The organism is Pseudoclavibacter sp. Marseille-Q434 (assembly GCF_050315415.1).
In the GTDB taxonomy this organism is placed as follows: Bacteria; Actinomycetota; Actinomycetes; order Actinomycetales; family Microbacteriaceae; genus Pseudoclavibacter.
In genome coordinates, this window is record NZ_JBNPQH010000003.1 from 300,314 (window position 1) to 323,820 (window position 23,507).

At 68.5% G+C, this 23,507-nt stretch carries 24 protein-coding genes; 14 read left to right on the plus strand and 10 right to left on the minus strand.

Annotation, left to right across the window (positions count from 1 at the left end; translation table 11 throughout):
* Positions 1–3: 3 nt before the first annotated feature.
* The 4 genes from ACQFZP_RS13615 to ACQFZP_RS13630 form a co-directional block, all read right to left on the minus strand.
* Entirely contained in the window at positions 4–657 is a 654-nt protein-coding gene (locus ACQFZP_RS13615) for a ribonuclease HII (RefSeq protein ID WP_258068050.1), read from the minus strand.
* Positions 654–1,532, minus strand: coding sequence for a signal peptidase I (gene lepB, locus ACQFZP_RS13620; RefSeq protein ID WP_249312498.1), 879 nt, complete (start codon positions 1,530–1,532; stop codon positions 654–656). The genes ACQFZP_RS13615 and lepB overlap by 4 nt, the downstream gene beginning before the upstream one ends.
* A 104-nt stretch (positions 1,533–1,636) precedes the next feature.
* On the minus strand, positions 1,637–1,987 hold the full coding sequence (gene rplS / locus ACQFZP_RS13625; protein ID WP_068484112.1) for a 50S ribosomal protein L19: 351 nt from the start codon (positions 1,985–1,987) through the stop codon (positions 1,637–1,639).
* A gap of 161 nt (positions 1,988–2,148) precedes the next feature.
* Positions 2,149–2,724: a hypothetical protein gene (locus ACQFZP_RS13630; RefSeq protein ID WP_211891681.1), complete on the minus strand. Its 576-nt coding sequence runs from the start codon at positions 2,722–2,724 to the stop codon at positions 2,149–2,151.
* A 76-nt stretch (positions 2,725–2,800) separates the two neighbouring features.
* Here ACQFZP_RS13630 and map point away from each other — a divergent pair, with 76 nt between their 5' ends.
* Positions 2,801–3,568: a type I methionyl aminopeptidase gene (gene map, locus ACQFZP_RS13635; RefSeq protein ID WP_104311336.1), complete on the plus strand. Its 768-nt coding sequence runs from the start codon at positions 2,801–2,803 to the stop codon at positions 3,566–3,568.
* Between the two features lie 10 nt (positions 3,569–3,578).
* Here map and trmD read toward each other — a convergent pair whose 3' ends face one another.
* The 5 genes from trmD to ACQFZP_RS13660 form a co-directional block, all read right to left on the minus strand.
* Complete coding sequence (gene trmD / locus ACQFZP_RS13640; protein WP_211891682.1) at positions 3,579–4,337, minus strand: tRNA (guanosine(37)-N1)-methyltransferase TrmD; 759 nt, start codon at positions 4,335–4,337, stop codon at positions 3,579–3,581.
* Between the two features lie 71 nt (positions 4,338–4,408).
* Positions 4,409–5,008 carry a ribosome maturation factor RimM gene (rimM, locus tag ACQFZP_RS13645; RefSeq protein WP_104311334.1) on the minus strand — a complete coding sequence of 200 codons (600 nt, stop codon included), beginning with the start codon at positions 5,006–5,008 and terminating at the stop codon, positions 4,409–4,411.
* A 1-nt stretch (position 5,009) separates the two neighbouring features.
* The gene (locus tag ACQFZP_RS13650) at positions 5,010–5,240 is read right to left on the minus strand and encodes an RNA-binding protein (RefSeq protein WP_068484100.1); all 231 of its coding nucleotides are present in this window, start codon (positions 5,238–5,240) and stop codon (positions 5,010–5,012) included.
* Between the two features lie 2 nt (positions 5,241–5,242).
* The gene (gene rpsP / locus ACQFZP_RS13655; protein WP_211891683.1) at positions 5,243–5,659 is read right to left on the minus strand and encodes a 30S ribosomal protein S16; all 417 of its coding nucleotides are present in this window, start codon (positions 5,657–5,659) and stop codon (positions 5,243–5,245) included.
* A 144-nt stretch (positions 5,660–5,803) separates the two neighbouring features.
* Positions 5,804–6,013 (minus strand): hypothetical protein, encoded by a 210-nt coding sequence (locus ACQFZP_RS13660; RefSeq protein WP_104311332.1) that lies wholly within the window; start codon positions 6,011–6,013, stop codon positions 5,804–5,806.
* Positions 6,014–6,135: 122 nt separating this feature from the next.
* Between ACQFZP_RS13660 and ACQFZP_RS13665 the strand changes: the two genes are divergently transcribed.
* From ACQFZP_RS13665 to ACQFZP_RS13720, 12 genes are all read left to right on the plus strand, one after another.
* Positions 6,136–7,239, plus strand: coding sequence for a glutamate--cysteine ligase (locus tag ACQFZP_RS13665; RefSeq protein ID WP_211891684.1), 1,104 nt, complete (start codon positions 6,136–6,138; stop codon positions 7,237–7,239).
* A 131-nt stretch (positions 7,240–7,370) separates the two neighbouring features.
* Positions 7,371–8,339, plus strand: coding sequence for a 5-dehydro-2-deoxygluconokinase (gene iolC / locus ACQFZP_RS13670; RefSeq protein ID WP_104311331.1), 969 nt, complete (start codon positions 7,371–7,373; stop codon positions 8,337–8,339).
* Positions 8,332–9,240, plus strand: coding sequence for a Cgl0159 family (beta/alpha)8-fold protein (locus tag ACQFZP_RS13675; protein ID WP_249312499.1), 909 nt, complete (start codon positions 8,332–8,334; stop codon positions 9,238–9,240). The genes iolC and ACQFZP_RS13675 overlap by 8 nt, the downstream gene beginning before the upstream one ends.
* An 89-nt stretch (positions 9,241–9,329) precedes the next feature.
* Positions 9,330–10,853: a CoA-acylating methylmalonate-semialdehyde dehydrogenase gene (locus ACQFZP_RS13680; RefSeq protein ID WP_211891685.1), complete on the plus strand. Its 1,524-nt coding sequence runs from the start codon at positions 9,330–9,332 to the stop codon at positions 10,851–10,853.
* Between the two features lie 66 nt (positions 10,854–10,919).
* A complete protein-coding gene (gene iolB, locus ACQFZP_RS13685; protein ID WP_211891686.1) occupies positions 10,920–11,852 on the plus strand; it encodes a 5-deoxy-glucuronate isomerase in 933 nt (310 codons plus the stop codon).
* A gap of 69 nt (positions 11,853–11,921) precedes the next feature.
* A complete protein-coding gene (iolD, locus tag ACQFZP_RS13690) occupies positions 11,922–13,820 on the plus strand; it encodes a 3D-(3,5/4)-trihydroxycyclohexane-1,2-dione acylhydrolase (decyclizing) (RefSeq protein ID WP_374100768.1) in 1,899 nt (632 codons plus the stop codon).
* A gap of 61 nt (positions 13,821–13,881) precedes the next feature.
* Positions 13,882–14,793 (plus strand): sugar phosphate isomerase/epimerase family protein, encoded by a 912-nt coding sequence (locus ACQFZP_RS13695; protein WP_179557412.1) that lies wholly within the window; start codon positions 13,882–13,884, stop codon positions 14,791–14,793.
* 27 nt (positions 14,794–14,820) lie between these two features.
* Positions 14,821–15,843, plus strand: coding sequence for a Gfo/Idh/MocA family protein (locus ACQFZP_RS13700; protein WP_211891687.1), 1,023 nt, complete (start codon positions 14,821–14,823; stop codon positions 15,841–15,843).
* A gap of 12 nt (positions 15,844–15,855) precedes the next feature.
* Positions 15,856–16,728, plus strand: a complete 873-nt coding sequence (locus ACQFZP_RS13705; RefSeq protein ID WP_211891688.1) for a sugar phosphate isomerase/epimerase family protein — start codon at positions 15,856–15,858, stop codon at positions 16,726–16,728.
* A gap of 179 nt (positions 16,729–16,907) precedes the next feature.
* Complete coding sequence (locus tag ACQFZP_RS13710; protein WP_104311297.1) at positions 16,908–18,359, plus strand: sugar porter family MFS transporter; 1,452 nt, start codon at positions 16,908–16,910, stop codon at positions 18,357–18,359.
* Positions 18,360–18,463: 104 nt separating this feature from the next.
* Complete coding sequence (locus tag ACQFZP_RS13715) at positions 18,464–19,498, plus strand: DMT family transporter (protein WP_211891689.1); 1,035 nt, start codon at positions 18,464–18,466, stop codon at positions 19,496–19,498.
* The gene (locus tag ACQFZP_RS13720) at positions 19,495–20,166 is read left to right on the plus strand and encodes a GntR family transcriptional regulator (RefSeq protein WP_211891690.1); all 672 of its coding nucleotides are present in this window, start codon (positions 19,495–19,497) and stop codon (positions 20,164–20,166) included. The genes ACQFZP_RS13715 and ACQFZP_RS13720 overlap by 4 nt, the downstream gene beginning before the upstream one ends.
* Before the next feature lie 202 nt (positions 20,167–20,368).
* On the opposite strand, the gene ACQFZP_RS13725 is transcribed toward ACQFZP_RS13720, so the two are convergent.
* Positions 20,369–21,910, minus strand: a complete 1,542-nt coding sequence (locus ACQFZP_RS13725) for a DEAD/DEAH box helicase (RefSeq protein WP_211891691.1) — start codon at positions 21,908–21,910, stop codon at positions 20,369–20,371.
* Between the two features lie 354 nt (positions 21,911–22,264).
* On the opposite strand from ACQFZP_RS13725, the gene ACQFZP_RS13730 reads away from it, so the two are divergent.
* Positions 22,265–23,491, plus strand: a complete 1,227-nt coding sequence (locus ACQFZP_RS13730; RefSeq protein ID WP_179557406.1) for a galactokinase — start codon at positions 22,265–22,267, stop codon at positions 23,489–23,491.
* Positions 23,492–23,507 lie beyond the last annotated feature (16 nt).

Here is a 23,507-nt window from a genome sequence, read left to right on the forward strand (position 1 = left end):
AGTCTAGGGGGTCGCGGCCCGAAGCCACGTGTGCCGGTGGAGCTCGCTCGGCCCCGTCGCTGCGATCGCCGCGAGGTGGGCCGCGCTGCCGTATCCCTTGTTCGACTCCCACAGGTACTCGGGATGCGCTTCCGCAGCCGAGACCATGAGGGCGTCGCGCTCGAGCTTCGCGATCACAGAGGCCGCGGCCACGGAGGTGCAGTCGCGGTCGGCTTTCGGTCGCACCACGACGCGCAGCGGCGTCGAGAGGCACGGAGAGAGCCAGTCGTGCGAGCCGTCCAGCAGCACCACCGCATCCGCGACCGGCACCCCGATCGCGTGCAGCTCGGCGAGGGCCCTCTTGGCGGCCGCCCCGAGGCAGGCCGTGATGCCGCGTTCGTCGATCTCGATGGCGCTCGCGTAGCCGACGCCGACGCCCATCGCCCACGCCTCGATGCCAGCGCGCGCCTCGAGTCGGCGCTTCGCGCTCAGCAGCTTCGAGTCGCGCACACCAGCGGGCGCCGTGAGCTCGATCCGTCTGACGTCGATGGCACACGCGCCCACCGCGACCGGGCCGGCGATCGCGCCGCGCCCGACCTCGTCGACGCCGATGACGACCGGGGCGGTGAGCAGCAGCTCGCGTTCGAGCTCGAGCGTCGGGTCGACCGGTGGGGTCACTCCTGGTCCGTCCGCTCGGGCACGCGATCGAAGACCTCTGGGTAGTTCCCGAGGAACGTGAACCTGTCGAGCGGCCAGTTGAGCAGGAACGCCTTGCCGACGACGTCGTCGACGGGCACGAAGCCGCCCCCTGGCTCGTCCTGGTGGTAGCGGGAGTCCTCGGAGTTGTAGCGGTTGTCGCCCATGACCCACAGGTGACCTTCCGGCACGGTCACGTCGAACGGCATTCCGGATGCGGCCTGACCGTCCTGGAGCAGCAGGTACGGCTCGCCGATCGGCAGCCCGTTGATGAGCACCTGCCCGTACTCGTTGCAGCAGGAGACGACGTCGCCAGGCAGGCCGATGACACGCTTGATGAGGTGGTTGCTCGTCTCCTCGGGCTTCAACCCGACGAACTCGAGCGCGCCATCGACGGCCGCCTGCGAGCCCGACTTGGCGGGTGGCGTGACCACGGGCAGCCATCCGCCCGGGTCCTCGAACACGACGATGTCGCCGCGCTCGATGCCGACCAGATCTGGGACCAGCAGGTTCACGAGCACTCGGTCCTCGACGACGAGGGTGTCGTTCATCGATGCCGAGGGGATGTAGAAGGGTCGGAGCAGGAACGTCTTGATGAGCATCGACATGACGATCGCGAGGACGGCGACGATGACCAGGTCGCGCGCGAACGAGAGCATGGCCTTGCCGAGACCACGACTGGGCGCCGGAACCGGCTCGTCGTCGGCGATGAGCCCGGTGGCGTGGATGGGCGCGTCGGCGATCGCGGAGGAGCCGAGCCCGGCGGGCCGTGCGGCTCGCCCGAGGCGGTGCCGCCCCTCATGGGGCGGTCTGCCGTGGGATGGGGCGCGGAGGTCGCGCGCACTCGCGTCGCCCATGGCTCCCCCTCGCGGTCGGTCCGCGGTGGCGGAACCCTCAGTCAGTGTGTGGAACGACACGAATGGCTCCCGCGTTGGGGAGCCATTCGCCTACTGCTTGAAGCTTAGTTGTCGCGCTTCTCACGGATCTTCGCAGCCTTGCCACGACGTCCACGCAGGTAGTAGAGCTTCGCGCGACGCACGGCGCCGCGGGAGACGATCTCGATCTTCTCGATGACCGGGGTGTGCACGGGGAACGTGCGCTCGACGCCCACCTGGAAGCTGACCTTGCGGACCGTGAAGGTCTCGCGGACGCCGGCGCCCTGACGTGCGATGACAACACCCTGGAAGACCTGGACGCGCGAGCGCGTGCCTTCGACGATGTTCACGTGCACCTTGACGGTGTCGCCGGGGCGGAAGTCTGGGACATCGCTGCGCAGCGATGCTGCGTCGATGACATCGATAACGTTGGTCATGATTTCGCTCTCTGCAGTCGCCACAGGTCGGCTGCGAAGGTCAGTGAAGAGGTTGGCGTGCATCGCGAAGTGCTCTCGTCCCCTGTGGCAGAGTCGAGCCGCGGCACAAGGATCCAGTAAACCATGCCGACGTTGCCCCCGCAATGCGAGAGCGGGCCAGCTCAGCGGCGTTCGTCGTCCGGTTCGGCGTCGAGCGTGATGATCTTGCCGGCATCCGGCCCGGAGGCGCCCCCGGGCCCCGACGTCGGCGTCCTGTTTCCCGGCGTCCCAGGCGTTCCGGGCATTCCGGGCCCCGCCATCCCCGGCATCGTGCCGAAGAGGCCGAACGGGTTCGCCTGCGGGCCGGCCGCCTGCGCAGCGGCGAGGCGCTCCTGGACCACGGCGGTGAGCCGGCGACGCGCGATGGAGCCTGCGACCACCATCGACAGGAACGCGGCGGCGAGCACCCAGAGGCCCGGCGCATCCGGAACCACGGCGCCGGCCGCCCAGAGCAGCCACGGCACGATGATGAGCGGCAGGTCGCGCGCTGGCAGGGCCTTGCTCTCCCGGATGTCCGGCCGGAGCCAGAAGTTCGCGGAGAGGATGAGCAGCCCCGCGACGGCCGCGAGACCCGCGAAGCCGAAGACGAAGAGGCGCCCAACCGGCGCACCCAGGATGAGCCAGCCCACGAACTGCCAGGCTGCGAGGAAGAGCGCAGCGGGGAGGAGTGCGCGGTAGACGAGACGGCCGATGCCCATGGTGCAACGCTACGGGAGGATCCCGAGCGGAGGCAGAGACGTTCGCTCATGGCACGAGCGCCGGTACGATTGGCGGATGATCGAGCTGCGCACCCAGAACGAAATCGAAGAGATGCGACCCGCGGGGCGCTTCGTCGCGGAGGTCCTCAGCGAGCTCTCGCAGAGCGCCGCGGTCGGCACGAACCTCCTCGAGCTCGATGCCAGGGCCCACGAGCTCATCACGAAGCGCGGCGCGAAGAGCTGCTACATCGACTACCACCCCTCCTTCGGCGCCTCGCCGTTCGGCAAGGTCATCTGCACGTCGGTCAACGACGCCGTCCTCCACGGACTCCCGCACGACTACTCGCTCAAGGACGGCGACGTCCTCACGCTCGACTTCGCCGTCGCCGTCGACGGCTGGGTCAGCGACTCGGCGATCACGGTGGTCGTGGGCACGCCCCGCGAGGCCGACCTGCGCCTCATCGACACCACCGAGGTGGCACTCGAGGCGGCCATCGAGGCCGCTCGCCCCGGCAACAAGCTCGGGGACATCTCACACGCCATCGGCCAGGTCGCGAAGAACGCCGGCTACCCCGTCAACGTCGAGTTCGGTGGCCACGGGGTCGGCCGAACCATGCACCAGGAGCCGAGCGTCCCCAACCGCGGACGCGCGAACCGCGGCATGCCGCTCAAGCCGGGCCTCGTGCTGGCACTCGAGCCCTGGCTGCTCGAGACGACGGACAAGCTCGTCCAGGATGCCGACGGCTGGACCCTCCGAAGCGCGGACGGCTCGCGGGGCGCGCACAGCGAGCACACGGTCGTCATCACGGACGGCGACCCGATCATCCTCACCGCCCGCAGCTAGCTGGCGGCGGCTAGCGGAGTTCGGGCGGGAGCAGCTCGGGGCGGACGCGGCGCGTGCGCTCGAGCTGCTGCTCGCGGCGCCACGCGGCGATCTTCGCGTGGTGGCCACTCAGCAGCACGTCGGGGACCTCTCGGCCTCGCCACAGCGCTGGCTTCGTGTAGCTCGGGTATTCGAGCAGGCCGTCCTCGTGCGACTCCTCGACGAGCGACTCCGGGTTGCCGACGACGCCTGGCACGAGCCGACCGAACGCCTCGATCATCGCGGTCACGGCGACCTCTCCCCCGTTGAGCACGTAGTCGCCGAGGCTGACGAGCTCGACCCTGGCACGCTCGGCGGTGTCGTCGAAGACGCGCTGGTCGATGCCCTCGTAGCGACCGCAGCCGAAGACGATGTGCGGCTCGAGCGCGTAGCGCCTCGCGGTCGCCTGTGTGAAGACCGTCCCGGCTGGCGACGGGAAGACGACAAGCGGTCGAGCATCCGCATCCTCGGCGTCGTCGGCGACGGCGACGGCGAGCTCCGAGGCACCCCGATCACGCGCAGCATCGCCCAGGATGGCGTCGATCGTCTGCCCCCACGGCTCCGGCTTCATGACCATGCCGGCGCCCCCGCCGTACGGGGTGTCGTCGACCGTGCGGTGCCGGTCGGTCGTCGCATCGCGCAGGTCGTGCACACGAACATCGATGATGCCGTCCTGCCGCGCCTTGCCGAGCAGGGAGACGTCGAGCACCTGGAAGAACTCGGGGAAGATCGTGACGATGTCGACGCGCATGGGCTCCAGCTTAAGCGGATGCGCGCCCGCAGCTGAGTGCGGGCGCGCAGAACGCAGATGAGGGGACGAGGCTATTCGGCGTCAGCCTTGGGCTCGGCGGCGGGCGCCTCTGCTTCGACCTGCGCCTCATCGACCTCTTCGAAGAGGCCGTTGGGCGGGGTGATGCTGACGGTGCCGGCCTCGAGGTCGACCTCGGCGACGATGGCCTTCACGAGTGGGACGAGCACCTCCGCGTCCTCGGTCTTGACGACGAGGAGGTCCTGGGCTGGGAAGTGCTCGACGCGGATGACCTGGCCGACGGACGTGCCGTCGCGCCGCACGTCGAGACCGACGAGCTGGTGGTCGTACCAGGCGTCGTCCTCGAGCTCTTCGGCGTCGTTGGAGTCGACCCAGAGGATGGCCTTCGCGAGGCTCTCCGCGGCCGTTCGGTCGGCGATGCCGACGAAGAAGCCGACGGGGTGCCCGTTGTACCAGCGGAGTTCGTGCAGTTCCAGGCTCTTGCCGTGCCACTCGCTGTCGGTCGGCACCTGGAGGCTGAAGCTCGCGCCCGGCACGAAGCGCCGGTCGGGCTCATCGGTGAAGAGCTCGAGCTTGATGGCACCCTTCAGTCCGTGGGCCTTGGTGAGGCGACCGACACGGAGCTGGGTGATGCCCTTCTTCTTGCCTGCCACCTCAGTCGTCAACTACGTCGACGCGAACTCGGCGGCCGTCGGCAAGCGCGGTCACGACGGTGCGCAGCGCCTTGGCGGTGCGGCCGGAGCGACCGATGACGCGGCCGAGGTCCTCGGAGTGCACGCGCACTTCGAGGACCTCGCCGCGCGCAGCCGTGCTGCGGTCCACGCGGACATCGTCGGGGTGATCGACGATTCCCTTGACGAGATGTTCCAGCGCGGAAGCGAGCATGACTAGGCCTCGACCTCTTCGGTCGCTGCTTCTTCGGTGACCTCTTCGGCGGCCGGAGCTGCCTTGGGCTCAGCCTTGGGGCGCAGGACAGGCTTCTTGCCGGCCTCTGCAACGAAGGGGACCTTGCCCTCAGGCGCCTTGACCTGGTTCTCGGTCGAGCCTTCGCCCGTGAACTTGCCCCAGTCGCCCGTGAGCTTGAGGAGCACGACGACGGCCTCGGAGGCCTGTGCGCCGACGCTCAGCCAGTACTGTGCACGCTCCGAGTTGACCTCGATGAACGAGGGGCTCTCGGTGGGGTGGTACTTGCCGATCTCCTCGATGACGCGACCGTCGCGCTTGGTGCGCGAGTCGGCGACGACGATGCGGTAGTAGGGTGCCCGGATCTTGCCCAGGCGCTTCAGACGAATTTTGACAGCCACGTGTCTCCTGATGGTGTGTGTATCGGCGAACGACAGCCGGAGGGCGTGGGGCACACTCGGCAGAGCTCAATGGTGAACCGCGGGCCGGATTAGAGGGTCGAGCCCGCGAGGCTCAACTGCCTAGTTTGGCAGATTCTCGGCCAGTTAGCCAACCGCAGAATCATCGCTCGATGTCCCGCGGCCGTCGCGGTCATCGGCCCAGTCGTTCGAGCGTTCCGCTGCGCGCTGTCGGCGCTGGACGAAGAAGAGCACGATGCCGCCGAGGAGCACGAGCAGAACGGCCCCGATGACGTACGGAACGAAGTCCTGCGCACCCGCGGTCGCGAGCTCCGAGAGTGCATCCGAGTAGCGCATGAGGGCCTCCGCTTCGCGGGCGGCGCCTGCCGTCGCCCGACTCCTCCTCCTATCTTGCGGCGGATTCGGAATACCCCGCAATGCAGACACGCCGCGACCACTGGTGCGTCTACGCTTCAACCATGCGTTTCGCCTCATCAGAGCGTTCGACACTCGGCGTCGAATGGGAGCTCGGTATCGTCGACGCTGCGTCGCGCGAGCTGACCGGCATCGCTCCAGAGCTCATCGACCGCCTCGGCGACGAGCGGTTCACGAAGGAGTTCCTGACGAACACCGTCGAGCTCGTGTCGGGGGTGCACCGTTCTGCGGGAGCGGCCGTCGACGAGCTGCGCGACTTGAGGGACTCCCTGCTGACTGCCGCGGACGAGGCTGGTGCGGCGGTCATCGGCTCCGGCACGCATCCGTTCTCGAAGTGGCGCGAGCAGCAGCGCTCCCCCGGTGAGCGCTACCGCATGGTCGCCGAGCGATCCGGGCGCTGGGGCGGGCAGCTCGCGATTTGGGGCGTGCACACCCACATCGGGATCGAGGACTGCCGGAAGGTGCCCGCGGTCATGCGGGCCGCGCTCGCCAACTACCCCCTCATGCTCGCGCTCTCCGCATCGAGCCCGTACTGGCAGGGCGAGGACACGACCTTCAGCTCCCACCGCACGATGATCTTCCAGCAGCTCCCGACAGGTGGCCTCCCGCCGGAGATGGAGACGTGGAAGGACTACGAGCGAGTCGCCCACGACGTGCTCCACACGGGCATCGTCGACGAGGTGCAGGAGCTGCGCTGGGACGTGCGCCCCTCGGCGCAGTGGGGCACGGTGGAGATCCGCATCTCGGACGGGGCGACGAACCTCCGCGAGCTCGGAGCCATGGTCGCGCTCAACCACGTCATCGTCGAGCACGCGTCTCGGGAGCTCGACGCCGGCAGGGACACGGATCGCCTCCCGTCGTGGTTCGTGCGCGAGAACAAATGGCGTGCGGCCCGCTATGGACTCGACGCCATCATCATCGAGGACGCGGACGGCAACGAGCGCCCCGTGACGGAGGTGCTCGCCGAACGCATCGAGGGCGACTACCTGCAGGTCGCTGAAGACCTCGGATGCACGCGGGAGCTCGCCGTGATCGCGGAGATCATCGAGGGTGGCTCGTCGAGCGACCGGCAGCGTCGCGTGGCGGACCGGCACGACGGCGCGCTTGTCCCCGTCGTCGACTCGCTCATCGAGGAGCTCAAGGCCTGACACACGCCGAACGGCGGCCGGAGATCGGGCCGATGAGGGTGACCGTTCGACTTTGTTACTTTGTCAGGACAATAGGTGTATGCTGACTCTCGTCCTCGTTCACCATCGGACTGAAAGTTGTACAGAGCCGTATGACCACTACAACAGCAACGTCAGCGTTCGACCTCATCACGCTCGGCCGTGTTGGCGTCGACATCTACCCTCTCCAGACCGGTGTCGGGCTAGAGGATGTCTCCACATTCGGGAAGTTCCTCGGCGGCAGTGCGACGAACGTCGCGGTCGCGGGCGCCAAGCACGGCCTGAACTCCGCGGTCATCACCCGCACGGGTGACGACCCCTTCGGCCGCTACATCGTGCGGGAGCTCGAGCGCCTCGGCGTCAGGAGCGACTTCGTGACGAGTGACGACTCGCTCGCCACTCCGGTCACGTTCTGCGAGATCTTCCCGCCTGACGACTTCCCCCTCTACTTCTACCGGCAGCCCAAGGCACCGGATCTCAACATCGAGGCCGAGACGCTCGACCTCGACGCGATCCGCGACGCCAAGATCTTCTGGGCGACCGTCACCGGCCTCTCCGAGGAGCCGAGCCGGGCCGCGCACCACGCCGCATTCGCCGCTCGTGCCCGCCGCGACCACACCATCCTCGACCTCGACTACCGCGCCATGTTCTGGCCGGATGCCGCAACTGCGACGGCCGCGATCGAGCCGATCCTCGCGCAGTCGACGATCGCCATCGGCAACAAGGAGGAGTGCGAGGTCGCCGTCGGTGAGACCGAGCCCCAGCGGGCAGCGGATGCGCTCCTCGAGCGAGGAGTCGACATCGCGGTCGTCAAGCAGGGCCCGCGCGGTGTCCTCGCCAAGACCCGAGAGGGATCCATCGAGGTGCCGACGCACTTCGTCGACGTCATCAACGGCCTCGGAGCCGGCGACAGCTTCGGCGGCGCGTTCTGCAAGGGCCTCATCGCCGGCTGGGACCTCGAGCACATCCTGCGCTTCGCGAACGTCGCCGGGGCCATCGTGGCCTCGCGACTCGAGTGCTCGACCGCCATGCCATCGACGGCGGAGGTCGACGAGATCCTGAAGGAGAACTCCCTTGCCTGAGCAGTACCGGATCCTCGACGAGGCCGCCTTCGAGAAGCTCCGCGACGCACGAGCTGACGGCCCTTCGGCGCTGCGCGAGGCGCTCGCCGGCCGGAAGCGCCGGGCTTCGCTGCTTCCAGAAGACCGCAGGCTCTTCTTCGTGGCGGCCGACCACCCGGCGCGCGGCGCGCTCGGCGTCCGCGACGACGCCATGGCCATGGCCGATCGCTACGACCTGCTCGACCGCCTCGCGCTCGCCCTCTCCCGCCCTGGTGTCGATGGCGTGCTCGGCACGCCCGACATCATCGACGATCTCGCCCTGCTCGGTGCCCTCGACGACAAGCTCATCGTCGGCTCCATGAACCGCGGCGGACTCCGGGGCGCGAGCTTCGAGATGGACGACCGCTTCACCGGGTACGACGTCGACTCGATGGTGCGCGACGGCATCGACTTCGCGAAGACCCTCCTGCGGGTGAACCTCTCCGACGCGGGCACGGTCTCGACGCTCGAGGCCAACGCACGCGCCGTCGACGACGCGGCGGCGGCCTCCCTGCCGATCATGCTCGAGCCGTTCATGAGTGAGTGGAAGGACGGGCGGATCGTCAACGACCTCTCGGCGGACGCCGTCATCACCTCGATCGCCATCGCCTCGGGTCTCGGCAACAGCTCCGGGTCGACCTGGATGAAGCTGCCCGTCGTCCCCGAGATGGAGCGCGTGATGGCGGCGACGACCATGCCGACGCTGCTGCTCGGCGGAGAGCCGAACGGCGACCAGGAAGCGGTCTACGCGAAGTGGGCCGAGGCCCTCGCGCTTCCCGGAGTTCGCGGCCTCGTCGTCGGCCGCACCCTCCTCTATCCCGCAGACGGCGACGTCGCGGCGGCCGTCGACACGGCCGCGCGCCTCGTGCATACCCCGAGCTGAGCTCGGACCGCCGACACCCTCACTTCGCGGCAGCTGCCGCATCCACTCGCGCCGCTCCCAACCCGGTGCACCACAGCGAAGGAAGATCAATGACTGACACTGCTCTGCCCACGATCCAGCACTGGATCGACGGCGCTTACTCGACCACCGCGCCGGCGCGCACCTCGCCGGTCTTCAACCCCGCCCTCGGCACCGCGACGGGCAACGTCGCTCTCGCCGACGACGCCGAGATCAACGCAGCGATCGCCGCCGCGAAGGCCGCGTTCCCCGGCTGGTCCAACACCTCGATCGCGAAGCGCCAGAACATCATCTTCAAGTTCCGTGAGCTGCTGAACGAGCGGAAGCTCGAGCTCGCGAAGATCATCACCTCCGAGCACGGCAAGGTCGTGTCCGACGCGGCCGGTGAGATCCAGCGCGGCCTCGAGGTCGTGGAGCTCGCGACCGGGTTCCCCCACATCATGAAGGGCGACTTCACCGAGAACGCGTCCACCGGTGTGGATGTGTTCTCCATCAAGCAGGCGCTCGGCGTGGTCGGCATCATCAGCCCCTTCAACTTCCCCGCGATGGTGCCCATGTGGTTCTTCCCCATCGCGATCGCCGTCGGCAACACGGTCGTGCTCAAGCCCTCCGAGAAGGACCCCTCCGCGGCGCTCTGGCTCGCGGAGCTCTGGAAGGAAGCCGGCCTCCCCGACGGTGTCTTCAACGTCCTCCACGGCGACAAGCAGGCCGTCGACGGCCTCCTGAACCACGACGACGTCGCCGCGATCAGCTTCGTCGGCTCCACGCCCATCGCGCAGTACATCTACGAGACCGCCTCCAAGAACGGCAAAAGAGTCCAGGCCCTCGGCGGGGCGAAGAACCACATGCTCGTGCTCCCCGACGCCGACCTCGACCTCGTCGCCGACCAGGCCATCAACGCCGGCTACGGATCCGCGGGCGAGCGGTGCATGGCCATCAGCGTGGTCCTCGCGATCGAGCCCGTCGCCGACCAGCTCATCGAGAAGGTGACCGAGCGCATCGCGAAGCTCCGCATCGGCGACGGCACCCCCACCGACACCCACACGGAGCCCGACATGGGCCCCATCGTCTCGGAAGTGCACCGCGACAAGATCGCCTCCTACATCCAGATCGCGAAAGACGACGGCGCGGACGTGCTCGTCGACGGCCGCGAGATCAAGGCGGAAGGCGCCGACGGCGGGTTCTGGCTCGGCCCGACCCTCATCGACAACCTCCCCACCACCAGCCGCGCCTACACGGAAGAGATCTTCGGCCCCGTCCTCGGCATCGTCCGCGTCAAGTCGTTCGAGGAGGGCGTGGAGCTCATCAACACCGGCCAGTTCGGCAACGGCACCGCGATCTTCACCAACGACGGCGGCGCCGCACGACGCTTCCAGAACGAGATCCAGGTCGGCATGATCGGCATCAACGTGCCCATCCCCGTGCCCGTCGCCTACTACTCCTTCGGTGGCTGGAAGGACTCCGCGTTCGGCGACTCCAAGGCCTACGGCCTCCAGGGCTTCCACTTCTACACCCGCGAGAAAGCCGTCACCAGCCGCTGGCTCGACCCCGCCAAGCACGGCGGCATCAACCTCGGCTTCCCCGAGAACGACTGAGCAGCCCAGAACGACTAGCCTCCACCGGCTAGCCAGACCATTCGCACCTAGAAAGACTCACGAGCAATGTCCTCACACGCAGCAGCTTCCCCCAGGGACACAGCAGAGAACACCTGGTTCAGGGCCCGCGGAGCCCTCTCGCGAGACGGCTGGGAGAGCGTCGTCGATGCGACGCTCCCCGGCTGGGAACACACGGGCATCCGAGTCGCAGACCTCTCCGATGGTGTGCGCCTCGAGCTGCCCGCAGGCGACATTGAGCGAATGGTCATCCCCCTCCGCGGAGACGCGGCCCTCGAGCTCGACGGGACGGATGCGCCCGCATCCGTCGAGCTCGAGGGCCGCCCCTCGGTCTTCGACGGTCCGGCAGACGTCGCCTACCTGCCCGTCGGCACCAGCGCCGTCGTCACGGGGAACGGCAGGATCGCCGTCGCCGAGGCGCCGACGACCCAGGTCTTCCCGTTCCAGGTGCTCCGCAAGGGCGACGTGCCGGTCGAGCTGCGCGGCGCCGGCCGCTCGAGCCGGCAGGTGCAGAACTTCGGCATCCCCGGCTCGCTGCAGGCCGCCAAGCTCATCGTGTGCGAGGTCATCACACCGGCCGAGAACTGGTCGTCGTACCCGCCCCACAAGCACGACGAGCACCACCCGGGCCACGAGAGCCGCCTCGAGGAGATCTACTACTTCGAGAGCGAGCCCACCAAGAACGCGACGGTCCCCGAGGGCGCTGACGCCTTCGGCATGTTCGCGACCTACACGTCGCCAGCGGGCGAGATCTCCATCAACGAGATCGTGCGCACGGGGGACATCGCGCTGGTCCCGTTCGGCTACCACGGCCCCGCCGTCGCGGCCCCAGGCTACGACCTGTACTACCTCAACGTCATGGCCGGCCCAGATGAGGCGCGCGAATGGCTCATCAGCGACGACCCCGCCCACGGCTGGGTGCGCGAGCAGTGGACCTCCCAGGAGTTCGACTCCCGCCTCCCCTACGGCCCCCAGCAGTAACGCCGCGCTTCCAGCGCACCAGCACCAGCACCAGCACCAGCTCAGAAACAACGCAGAAAGATGACGCAGATGTCAACCAAGCGAATGACCGTCGGCCAGGCGCTCGTCGAGTTCCTCGGCAAGCAGTACACCGTCGACGGCGACGTGCGCGAGCGCACGATCCCCGGCATGTTCGGGATCTTCGGCCACGGCAATGTCGCCGGCATCGGCCAGGCGCTCAAGCAGGCCAACGTCGAAGACCCGAGCCTCATGCCGTACTTCCAGGCGCGCAACGAGCAGGCGATGGTGCACCAGTCGGTGGGCTACGCGCGCATGCGCCGCCGCCGCGCGACGTACGCGAGCGCCGCATCCGTCGGACCGGGCGCCGCCAACATGCTCACGGGTGCCGCCCTCGCGACGGCCAACCGCCTGCCGGCACTGCTCCTGCCGAGCGACACCTTCGCGACGCGCGTCTCCGACCCCGTGCTGCAGCAGCTCGAGTTCCCGCACGACACGGGCATCCAGGTGACGGATGCGTTCCGTCCCCTCTCCCGCTTCTTCGACCGCGTGCAGCGCCCCGAGCAGCTGTTCTCGATCGCACTCGCCGCCATGCGCGTCCTCACCGACCCTGCCGAGACGGGTGCCGTGACGATCGCGCTGCCGGAGGACGTCCAGGCCGAGCTCATCGACGTGCCGCTCGCCTTCCTTGAGGAGCGCGAGTGGCACATCCGCCGTCCCCTCCCCGAGGCCGGTCCGCTCGCCCGTGCTGTCGAGGCGATCAAGAACGCGAAGAACCCGATCATCGTCGCGGGCGGCGGCGTCATCTACTCGGGAGCTGAGGACGAGCTGCGCGCTTTCGTCGAGGCCACCGGCATCCCGGTCGGCACGAGCCAAGCCGGCGGCGGGTCCCTCGACTGGGACCACCCGCAGTACCTCGGCGGCATCGGAGCCACCGGCACGACCGCCGCGAACCGCCTCGCGGCGCAGGCCGACGTCGTCATCGGCATCGGCACGCGCTACAGCGACTTCACGACGGCGAGCCGCACGGTGTTCCAGAACGACGGCGTGCGCTTCGTCAACATCAACGTGGCCGCCTTCGACGCCTACAAGCACGGCTCGCAGCTGCCCGTCGTGGCGGATGCGCGCGAGACGCTCGTGAAGCTCATCGGCGCCCTCTCCGGGTTCCGCGTGAGCGACGACTACTCGCGGCAGATCGCCGCCGAGAAGAGCGGGTGGGATGCGGCCGTCGACGCCGCGTTCGAGCCGAGCGGCCTCGAGCTGCCGGGCCAGCCCGAGATCATCGGCGCTGTGCAGGGCGCAAGCGACCCGCGCGACGTCGTCGTCCAGGCCGCCGGCTCCCTGCCGGGCGACCTGCACAAGCTCTGGCGCGTGCGCGACCCGCTCGGCTACCACGTCGAGTACGCGTTCTCCTGCATGGGCTACGAGATCGCAGGCGGCATGGGCGTGCGCCGCGCGGCTCCCGACCGCGACGTGATCGTCATGGTCGGCGACGGCTCGTACCTCATGCTCCACACCGAGCTCGTGACTGCCGTCGCCGAGGGCATCAAGATCATCGTCGTGCTGATCCAGAACCACGGCTACGCCTCCATCGGCCACCTCTCCGAGACGGTCGGCTCCGAGCGCTTCGGCACCTGGTACCGCGCCTTCGACGAGGCCGGCTCGAACTTCCAGGGCGACGAGATCCTCCCCGTCGACCTCGCCGCAAACGCGCGCAGCTACGGCATCACCACGATCGAGATCGAGCCGAGCGCCAACGCCATCAGCGACCTGCGCGACGCCATGGCCGCGGCGAAGGCATCTGACACCTCGACCCTCATCCACATCAACAGCAACCCGCTCCTCTACGCCCCCGACGGCGAAGGATGGTGGGATGTGCCGGTCGCCGAGACCTCCACGCTCGACTCCACGAAGAGCGCGCTCGAGGCCTACAAGGAGCAGAAGGCCGCCCAGCGGCCGCTCCTCGGCTGACGCCACGACAACACCCTCTTCTCGACCTCCCCGAACGACCCTCAACAGAAAGCAGACGACGATGTCGCAGAGCATCCGAATCGGAACCGCACCTGACTCCTGGGGCATCTGGCTCCCCGACCACCCGGGCCAGATCCCGTGGCAGACCTTCCTCGACGAGGTCGTCAAGGCCGGTTACACGTGGATCGAGCTCGGCCCGTACGGCTACCTCCCCACCGACCCCAACCAGCTCTCCGACGAACTCGAGTCGCGCGGCCTGAAGCTCTCGGCCGGAACCGTCTTCACGGGTTTCCACAACGAGGACGAGAGCCAGTGGCAGCGCGCCTGGGACCAGGCCATCGCCGTCGCGGGGCTCGCCTCGAAGCTCGGCGCCGAGCACCTCGTGACGATCCCCGACATGTGGCGTGACGACATCACGGGCCAGGCGAAGGAGCCCCGCACGCTCGACGCCGAGCAGTGGACGCGCCTCGCGGCCGGCCATGACCGCCTCGGCAAGGCACTCCTCGAGGAGTACGGCGTCAAGCAGCAGTTCCACTCGCACGCCGACAGCCACGTCGGCACGTACCGCGAGGTCGAGCGCCTGCTCACCGAGACCGACGCTCGGTACACGAACCTCTGCCTCGACACGGGTCACTTCTCGTACTACGGCGGCGACAGCCTGCGCCTCATGAACGCCTACCCCGAGCGCATCGGCTACCTGCACCTCAAGCAGGTCGATCCTGACCGCCTGTTCGACGTCCTCAAGAACGATGTTCCGTGGGCCGAGGCCGCAGCCGACATGATCATGGTCGAGCCGCCGAACGGCATCCCGGAGCTCGGCCCCATCGTGGCCCGTGCCGCCGAGATCGACCCGAACATCTTCGGCATCGTCGAGCAGGACATGTTCGGCTGCTCGGCCGACCGCCCGTACCCGATCGCCGAGCGCACGCTCAAGCACATCTGCGGCTCCACGCCGGCAGCCCGCGCGAAGTAGCGCCAGAGAAGAACAGGAACCATCGACATGACTTCAACTGACCTCCGCGTCGGCGTCGTCGGCGCCGGCCTCATGGGCGCAGACCACATCGCCCGCATCACGAAGCGCATCAGTGGTGCCATCGTCTCGGCCGTCATCGAGCCGGACGAGGGACGCGGCACCGCGGCCCTGCAGAACGCGCCGGGCGCGCAGTGGTTCACGAGCATCGAGGACGCCATCGCGGCGAACGCCGTCGACGCGGTGGTCATCGCGACGCCAGGCAAGTTCCACGAGCCCGTGCTCCTGCCCGCCCTCGAGGCAAAGCTCCCCATCCTGTGCGAGAAGCCGCTGACGGCAGACTCCGCGTCGTCCCTGCGCGTCGTCGAGGCCGAGATGGCCGCGTCAGACCGACCGCTCATCCAGCTCGGCTTCATGCGCCGCTTCGACGCCGAGTACGCCCGCCTGCGCGAGATCATCGCCTCGGGCGAGGCAGGCGAGCTGCTCGCGCTGCGCGCCGTGCACCGCAACCCCGACGTGCCCGAGACGTACACGCAGGACATGCTCATCAACGACTCGGTCGTGCACGAACTCGATGTCATCCCGTGGCTCGCAGGCAGCGAGATCCGCAGCATCGAGATCAAGTACATGCGTCGCAACCCGAACTCGCCCGAGCGCCTCCGCGAGCCGATCCTCGTGCTCATGGAGCTCGAGAACGGCATCCTCGTCGACGTCGAGATGAACGTCAGCATCAAGTTCGGCTACCAGGTCGCGACCGAGGCAGTGTTCTCGAACGGGCTCGCCCGCATCGGCCAGGCCAACGGAGTGCAGACCTGGTCGGACGGCTCGTTCGCGAAGGAGGAGCACCGCTCGTTCGTGACCCGCTTCGCGGCCGCCTACGACGTGCAGATCCAGCGCTGGGTGGATGCGGTCGCCCGCGGAACCATCGACGGCCCGGACGCGTGGCACGGCTACCGCGTCGCGCTCGCCTGCGAGGCCGGCGTGAAGGCGTTCGACGGTGGCATCGTCGAGGTCCAGCAGGTCGAGCGCCCCGCGTTCTACGACAAGGCGTAAGGAGAGACCCCCATGGTTCGCATCGCACTGGACCCGACGCCGTTCCACCACGAGGCCGGCTTCCTCGAGTTCCCGGATATCGCAGCCCGCCTCGGCTACGAGTACCTGCAGATCACGCCCCACCCCGACTTCTCCTGGTTCTTCCGCCACCCGTCGGCCGACGACGCGTACGCGCTGAAGTTCAAGAAGCGGGCGGCGGATGCAGGGGTCAAGATCCCCGCCATCCTGCCGGTGCAGCGCATCTCGGGGCCGGAGGAAGCCGGCCGCCTCGCGGCGGTCCGCAACTTCACGCGGGTCATCGAGTTGGCGTCGCTGCTCGAGATCCCCGTGATCAACACGGAGTTCAGCGGAGAGCCCTCCCAGTTCAACGAGTCGGAGGACGCCTTCCACCGCTCGATGGAGACGCTGCTGCCGATCCTCGAGCGCGAGGGCATCCAGCTCAACATCGACCCGCACCCCAACGACTTCGTCGAGGACGGGCTCGAGGGGTGGCGCGTCATCCGCGGTCTGAACAGCAAGAACGTGGGCTTCGTCTACGTCGCCTCGCACACCTTCCACTACGGCGACCGGGCGAGGACACTGCTCCCCGAACTGGGTGAGCGGCTCGGCGCCGTCTACACGGCGGACACGTTCGACCACCACCGTTCGCACGGCCTGCGCTACATCTCGAACCCTCCAGGGAACGAGGCGCGCATCCACCAGCACCTCCGCATCGGCGACGGCGACGTCGACTTCGCGGAGCTCTTCGCGACGCTGAAGCAGGTCGGGTACCTCGACCGCCCGGACGCGCTCATCGTCTCGAACGTCTTCGCAGAGGACGAGCGGGCCGACGAGGTCTCGAAGTTCCAGCTCGAGAAGATCCGGGAGCTTGTCGCCTCCTCCTGACACCGTGTGGCCCCGCAGCTCTGAGCTGCGGGGCCATTGTCACTCCCGACAAATTTGTCAGGACATATTCACATCACGTCATTCTTCGGTTACCATCAAGACACGCGTTCGCAGAAGACGCGCCAGCAGCACCGCACAACCTTGCTCCACCTCGCAGCATCCACGACAAGGACGTCCAAATGGCCTCATCGCATCCGGCGGGCAATACCGCCGAGAAATCACTTCCGCCCCTCACAGCTGGGCCGCACCGTTCGCGGCTCGGGCTGATCTCGATCGTCGCGTGCTTCGGCGGTCTCCTCTTCGGCTACGACACCGGTGTCATCAACGGCGCCCTGAACCCCATGACCGAGGAGCTCGGTCTGACGCCGCTCACCGAAGGCGTCGTCACGAGCTCGCTCGTCTTCGCGGCCGCCATCGGCGCCATCTTCTGCGGCCGCCTCTCCGACGGCTGGGGCCGCCGCAAGACCATCATCATGCTCGCCGTGCTCTTCTTCCTCGGCACGCTCGTCGTCGTCTTCACCCCGAACTTCGAGGTGCTCGTCGTCGGCCGCATCCTCCTCGGTCTTGCCGTCGGCGGAGCGTCCACGGTCGTCCCGGTCTTCTTGGCCGAGCTGGCACCCTACGAGATCCGCGGGTCGATCTCAGGCCGCAACGAAGCCGCCATCGTCATCGGACAGCTCTCCGCGTTCATCATCAACGCCATCCTCGGCAACACGCTCGGACACCTCGACGGCGTCTGGCGCATCATGTTCGCCATCTGCGCCATCCCGGCCATCTGCCTCTTCTTCGGCATGCTGCGCATGCCGGAATCACCCCGCTGGCTCGTCGAGAAGGGCCGCGACGCCGAGGCGCTCGAGGTGCTCAAGACCGTCCGCTCGCCCGAGCGCGCCGAAGCTGAGCTCGCACAGGTCGAGAAGGTCGCGCTGGAAGAGGGCCAGGAGAAGCAGGTCGGCTTCGCAGCCATCCTCAAGAACAAGTGGCTCCTGCGCATCCTGCTCGTCGGCATCGGACTCGGTGTCGCCCAGCAGCTCACGGGCATCAACTCGATCATGTACTACGGCCAGATCGTGCTCATCGAGTCCGGCTTCGACTCGAGCGCGGCCCTCATCGCCAACATCGCGCCAGGCGTCATCGCCGTGGTCGGTGCGTTCATCGCGCTCTCCTACATGGACAAGTTCGACCGCCGCAAGACGTTCATCATCGGCTTCACGCTGACGACGATCTGCCACCTACTCATCGGCCTGTCTTCGATGCTCCTCGAGGTCGGCAACCCGCTGCGCCCCTGGGTCATCCTGTTCCTCGTCGTCGCGTTCGTCGGGTCGATGCAGACGTTCCTCAACGTTGCCGTCTGGGTCTACCTCTCCGAGGTCTTCCCGCTGCACATGCGCGGCATCGGCATGGGCGTCTCGATCTTCTTCCTCTGGGTCGCGAACGGCTTCCTCTCGCTGTACTTCCCCTCGCTCGTCGACGGAATGGGCATCACTGGAACCTTCTTCCTGTTCGGCGCGCTGAACGTGGTCGCGCTCATCTTCGTCGCAACGCAGATCCCGGAGACCCGCGGCCGCACGCTCGAGTCACTGGATGAGGGCGTCACGACCGGCGCGATCTTCCTTCCGACCGCGAAGAAGTAACCCCCTCTGCAGCAATGAGCGATGGGCTCGGCCGTTCTGGCCGGGCCCATCACTCGTCTTCGGATGCACCCCACGCGCACGACGGATTGTGTAACAATCTGTTCGTGGTGCCTCTCCTCCTCGTCCTCCTCGCCGCCGTCTGCTTCGGCACGACCGGGACGGCGCAGGCGCTCGGCGCGCCGGAGGTGAGCGCGTTCTCGCTGGGCTCCGCCCGTCTCGCCATCGGCGGGACGCTCCTCGGCGCCTGGGCGCTGTTCGCCGTGCGGCATCGCCGCGGAGCCCGCGGAACAACCGCGAATTTCACGCCGGACGCAGCCCGGCTCCGCCGACCGAATCGTGCCCATCTCGGTCTGATCTCCCTGGGAGCGCTCGGTGTGCTCCTCTACCAGCCACTGTTCTTCGCGGGCACGGCAGGCAGCGGCGTGGCAGTCGGCACCGTCCTCGCGCTCGGATCAGCACCGGTCCTCACGGGACTGCTGCAGTGGGCGCTCGAACGCCGCTTCCCCGGACTGAGCTGGGGCGTCGCGACCGCGATCGCCGTCCTCGGCGTTGCGCTCATCGCGGCGGCTGGCTCACGAGACGCGGGCGGAGCGAACCTCGCCGGGATCGCGGCGTCGATCGGTGCCGGCGCGAGCTACAGCGTCTACACGCTCTCGGCGAAGGCGCTCATGAACCGAGGCTGGAGCGCCGACGGCACCATGGGCGTCGTCTTCGGTGTCGCCGGCATCGTCAGCGTTCCCCTGCTCCTCGCGAGCGGGGCCGAGTGGATGCTCACACCGACCGGGCTCGCGACCGCGGCCTGGCTCGGTGTCGTCACGACGACCATCGCCTACCTGTGCTTCGGGGCTGGCCTCGCGAAGCTGCAGGCAGCGACCGTCTCGACACTGACGCTCGCGGAGCCGCTGACCGCGAGCATCCTGGGGCTCCTCGTGCTTCGCGAGCAGCTCGCGGGCCTCGAAGCCCTCGGCCTCATCGTGCTCGCGGCAGGAATCGTGGTGCTGGTGCTGGGGTCCACCGCTGCCTCCAAGCGGTTCTCACCTGCGACGAAGACGACGCTCGCCGTGAACGGCACGACAACGGGCACGGCTGCGGCTGGCATCCATCCGGACGCAGATTCGGCGGAGCGGCAGCAGCAATGACGCGCGCAGGAGCGCCTGACGCAACGCCACGACTGACCGCCGCCTCGAAGCTCGCCACGACGCTTCGCGAGCGCATCCTCGAGGGCAGCTACGCCCGCGGCCAGTCACTGCGCGAGGAGCACCTCGCGGACGAGTTCGGACTGTCGCGGCACACGGTGCGCACGGCCCTCGCCGCGCTGGCCGCGGAACGGCTTGTCCACTCCGCTCCCTACAAGGGGGTCGAGGTCACGAAGCTCGACGACGCGGAGATCAGGGCCATGCAGGATCTGCGCTGCGCGCTCGAATCCGAGGCCGTGCGCATCCTGAACTCGAGGCACGCAGGCGGGTGGCCGCTGGCCGTGCGGCAGCCGATCCAGTCGAAGATCGCCCGATTGCGGGAGATCGAGGCGAGCGATGCGCAGTCCTGGCGCCTGCTCGAGGCGGCGCACGCCGCCGTGCACCAGGCCATCGTCGACGCGGCCGGGAGTCCCCGGATCAGCGAGGCCTCGCGATCACTCGAGAGCGAGGTCCGCCTGCTGCTGGCGGGAGCGCACGAGCACTACGAGGCCACGGGGCTGGCCGACGACCACGAGGCCTACCTCACCCTGCTCGAGCACGACGGCCCGGCCGCCGTGCGAGGCCACCTCGACGCCCTCACCGCCCACCTGGTGAGCGACTCCCCCGCCTGAGCCGACTCAGTGCCTGCCTGCGCAGCGCCCGTGGCATCCACACATCCAAACGAGAGCTGCCGCTTCCTGCGCGATCAAAGCCGCATCTCCACGTGGATGGACTCCGAATGCGGGCAGACCGGCGAGCGGCGCGGGCAGAGCACGAACGGGCGGACCGATTGCTCGGGCCGCCCGTTCGGGGATGCTGTGCGTCTGGCGCTGACTACTGACCGGAGGACCAGCTGGCGCGACGCGAGCCGCGCTCGCCGCCACCGCGCGACGGAGCCGCTGCGGAGGTGGTGCCTGCGCGGCGCGGGCGACCCTCGCCGCGGCGCTGGCCCTGGGCTGCACCCTCTCCACCCTGCGAGCGCGCGGGGCGCGACGCGGACGACGAGGAGGAGGTCTGCGATGAGGACCCGCCGCGGCCACGGCCACCGCCGGTGCTCGATCCGCCACGCGATGCGCCACCACGCGAGGAGGCGTTGTCGCGCTTGCGGCGCGCGTTCGCTCCCTGCGAGGTGCCGCGGCCCTGGCTGACCTCGACGTTGCCGGATCCCGGTCCGCCCGGAACGGGGCGCACGGTCGGGGCGACTTCGCCGACGAGCTCGGCCACGAACGGCGAGTTGACGTTGGCGCGCTGCGGGGTCACGCCGATCTTCGCGCGACGGAGCAGCATCTCCGTGTCCTTGCGCTGGCTCGGGAGCATGAGGGTGACGACGTCGCCCTCGGAGCCCGCGCGTGCCGTGCGGCCGGAGCGGTGCAGGTACGCCTTGTGCTCGGCCGGCGGGTCGACGTGGACGACGAGCTCGATGGCGTCGACGTGCACGCCGCGTGCGGCGACGTCGGTCGCGACGAGCACGTTGACCTCGCCGCCGGAGAACGCCGCGAGGTTGCGGTCGCGGGCGTTCTGCGAGAGGTTGCCGTGCAGGTCGACGGCCGGGATGCCGGCAGCGGTCAGCTGCTTGGCGAGCTTCTTCGCCTGGTGCTTGGTGCGCATGAACATGATGCGGCGGCCCTTGCCACTGGCGAGGGCGTGCACGAGCGCCGTCTTCGCCTCGGGCGTCTCCGCCTCGTAGACGTGGTGCGTCATGGCGGCGACGTGCGAGTTCGACTCGTCCACCGAGTGGAGGATCGGGTCGTTGAGGAACTTCTTGACGAGCTTGTCCACGCCGTTGTCGAGCGTGGCGGAGAAGAGGAGGCGCTGCCCGCTCTGCGGCGTGGCGTTCATGATGCGCGTGACGACGGGCAGGAAGCCCAGGTCGGCCATGTGGTCGGCCTCGTCGAGCACGGTGACCTCGACGGCGTCGAGGTTCACGATGCGCTGCTTCATGAGGTCGTCGAGACGGCCGGGGCAGGCCACGACGATGTCGACGCCGTTGCGGAACGCGGTCTCCTGCGGACGCTGCGAGACGCCGCCGAAGACGGTGGTCACGGTGAGGCCTGCGGCCTTGGCGAGCGGCTCGATGACCGCTGCGACCTGGGTTGCGAGCTCGCGGGTGGGGAGCAGCACGAGGCCGAGCGGACGGCCCGGGCGGCGCTTGCCACCGGACACGGCACCGGCGAGGCGGGCCACGAGCGGGATCGCGAACGCGAGCGTCTTGCCGGAGCCCGTCTTGCCACGGCCGAGGACGTCGCGGCCAGCGAGGGTGCTCGGGAGTGTGGACTGCTGGATGGGGAAGGCTTCGTGCTTGCCTGCTGCATCGAGCACGCTCACGAGGGACTTGGGGACGCCGAGCTCGGCGAAAGTTGAGGTTGTTTCCGTCATATGGAGGTCTTGCCTTTCAATCAGCACGCAGAGAACGCACAACACTCGAGTGCTGCGCTCTTGCGGCGATGATGCGGGCGAATGTGCCCGTTCGCCGCAACTCGTGAAATCGTGCCGAGGCAGGAAAGGTGCCCTCGAACAACAAACGGTACGACGATTGTGGGAAATAGGACCCACGAGGGTCCGACTCTAGCACGCGAGACCAGTCCCGACCAGATGGACGGCCCGTTCCGTTCGGATGCGCGGCTCGCCCGCTGGAGTTTCGGCACTCGTTCAGGACGCAGTTATTAGAATCGCCCTGCGCATGCACAGGGGCGGACGCCCATTCGCCCATGCCTGAGAAACGGTGACGAGATGAGCAGAGACCTGACGACGATCGTCTGTGAGGGCTTCCGGGCCGCCTTCGAGCGCGAACCCCTCGGAGTCTGGTCCGCGCCGGGTCGCGTCAGCATCATGGGCGACCACACCGACCTGCAGGATGGCGTCGGCTACGGGTGCGCCATCCCCCTCCGCTCGAGCGCGGCGATCGCGCCGCGTGACGACGGCCGCATCCGCATCGTCACCGATCTCTCCACCGAGGAAGCTGTGACCGACCTGCGGTCGATCTCCTCGGAGATCCCCACCAAGGATTGGCGTGCGTACCCGCTCGGAGCGGTCTCGAGCATGCTGCGCTTCGCTCGCGAGAACCCGCCGGAAGGCACTCGCGGCGACGACGACGAGACGGACCCCGGGGTGCCCTTCTTCCTGGGCACCGGCCTCGACATCTTCCTGACGACGGACGTGCCCATCGGGGCTGGCCTCGCCTCCTCCGCCTCCGTGTGCGCCACCATCAGCACGGCCCTCAACGACTTCTGGGGCCTCGGCATGAACGTCGAGGAGCTCGCGGAGATCGGCCGACAGACCGAGGCCGACATCGTCGGCGCGCCCGGCGGCCTGAGCGATCACATCACCGTGCACGCCGCGCGCAGCGATGAGGACGTCTTCTTCGACGCGCGCGGGTCCGACGTCTCCATCCTTCCCGCGCCGCGACCAGCCGAGTCCGGCCTGGTCCGCGTGCTCATCGACACGCGGGAATCGCACCGCAACTGGTCGGCGGAGTTCGCATCGAGGGCCGAGGACTGCGCCAGGGCTGCCGAGGCGCTCGGCTGCCAGACGCTGCGCGAGGTGCGACCTGCTGAACTCGACGCGGCTGCGGACAAGCTCGACGAGGTCGTCTTCAGGCGCGCCCGCCACGTCGTCTCCGAGATCGCTCGCACGCTGGAGTTCACGAAGCTGATGCGCACGGGCGAGACGCCCGAGGAACGCAATCACCTGCTCGCCGCGTCGCAGGCGTCGCTCCGGGATGACTTCGAGGTCTCGACCGCGCGCATCGACTTCACCGTGGAGCTGGCCACCTACCTCGGTGCCGCGAGCGCGCGCATGACCGGCACGGGCCTCGGCGGCTCCGTGTTCGTGATGCACCCAGCCGAGAAGGTCGACGAGCTGCGCGAGAGCGTCCTGAGCGCGTACGTGGAGCAGGGCTGGGAGGCTCCCCTCGTGCTCGCCTTCGAACCTGAGGCAGGGGCGCGACGCGACCGTTGAGCCGCGTCATCGGCCG